The organism is Micromonospora sp. NPDC051296 (assembly GCF_040682255.1).
Classification (GTDB): domain Bacteria; phylum Actinomycetota; class Actinomycetes; order Mycobacteriales; family Micromonosporaceae; genus Micromonospora; species Micromonospora craterilacus.
Map to the genome: position 1 here is coordinate 1 of NZ_JBFBAO010000660.1, position 1464 is coordinate 1464.

General features: G+C 73.8%; 2 protein-coding genes. Both read right to left on the bottom strand.

The window, feature by feature from the left end; genetic code table 11:
• Positions 1-45 precede the first annotated feature (45 nt).
• Complete coding sequence (locus AB0M52_RS33935; RefSeq protein ID WP_363961983.1) at positions 46-609, bottom strand: hypothetical protein; 564 nt, start codon at positions 607-609, stop codon at positions 46-48.
• A 136-nt stretch (positions 610-745) separates the two neighbouring features.
• Entirely contained in the window at positions 746-1462 is a 717-nt protein-coding gene (locus AB0M52_RS33940; RefSeq protein ID WP_363961985.1) for a helical backbone metal receptor, read from the bottom strand.
• Positions 1463-1464 lie beyond the last annotated feature (2 nt).

Sequence of the window (1464 nt, forward strand, 5' to 3'; positions counted from 1 at the left end):
GGCGTCACCGGTGGTGACGCCCGCCGCGCGGGGGAGGTGATCAGGTCAGCGGAGCCAGCCGAACCGCCGGACGATCGGCAGCCGCGCCCAGGTGCGGCCCAGGCCCCAGGTGTCGCCGGCGTTGGTCACCGCGAGCAGGGCCAGCACCCCGGCGTAGATCAGGTGGTCGTCCATGAAGGGGTTGTTCGCGGGGAGCAGGACGGCCGTCCACATCAGCACCAGCAGCAGGCCGCCGGCCGCAGCGGCGACGCGCACCCCGATGCCGAGCATCAGCGCGGTACCGATGGCCGCCAGACCGATCATGAACAGCCAGTCGGCCCAGGCCGCGCCGGCGATGCCGTTGTAGAACCCCTGGAACGGGCCGGTGGCGCCGAAGGTGAGGAAGCCCTTGGTCGGGCTGCCCCCGTTGAGCCAGGCGTTCTTCGCCTCGGTGGCGAACCCCAGGCCGAACAGCTTGTCCAGGAAGGCCCAGAGGAAGATCCAACCCAGCGCCAGGCGGAGCCCGGCGAGCAGGTAGCGGGTGGCCCGTTCCCGGATGGTCCGCTCCCGGTCGGTCGCGGCCCCCGGGGTGTTGATGGCGACGGTGTTCCGCTCGATCATCGCGGTCATCGTGTCCACGTCCCTTCTGTGCTCCGCACCGCTGTCCCGGTGGCACCTTCATTGGACGCCCGCAGGGCATGGTGCCGGCAGGGCCACCGGGCCGGGCCGGGCGGGACCTTGGACCCCTCTAGCCCAGGACCGAGGGTCAGTCGGCGAGAACCCGGTCGGCGAGCTGGCCGGCCAGCACCGTGGGGGCTTCGGCCAGCGACGGGCCGTACCAGGTCAGATGCCGCCCGGACAGCAGGGCGCAGGGGACGCCCGGAAACGCCTCCGGCCCGTCGTCGCGGGTGAACCGGTACGGCTCGTCCGGCAGCACGACCAGGTCCGGTGCGTCGGCGCGCAGCTGTTCCAGGCTGGGCCGGGGATAACGGTCCGGCTGGTCGGCGTACAGATTGGATACCCCGAGCCGGCGTAGCACGTCCCCGGCGAACGTGTCGGCGCCGAGCACCACCCAGGGGCGCCGCCAGACCGGCACCACCGCCCGCCGGGCGACCGGGGTCCGCGGCAACCCGGCCCAGGCACGGCGGGCCTCGGCCAGCCAGTCGGGCTCCGCTGGCGCGCCCAGGTCGCGGAGCAGATCGGCCAGCTCGATCAGCGCCCCGTCCACGGTGCGCGGGTAGGTCACCCGGACCGGTACGCCCGCGGCGGCCAGCGCGGTGGCGTCCTCGCGCCGGTTCTCCTCGACGTTGAGCAGGACCAGGTCGGGACGCAGCGCGCGGATCCGGTCCAGGTCGGGGTACTTGGTGCCGCCGACCCGAGGCACGTCCAGGTCGGCCGGGTGGCTGCACCAGTCGGTGGCCCCGACCAGTAGCCCGGGCCGGGTCACCGCCACCGCCTCGGTCAGCGAGGGCACCAGCGACACCA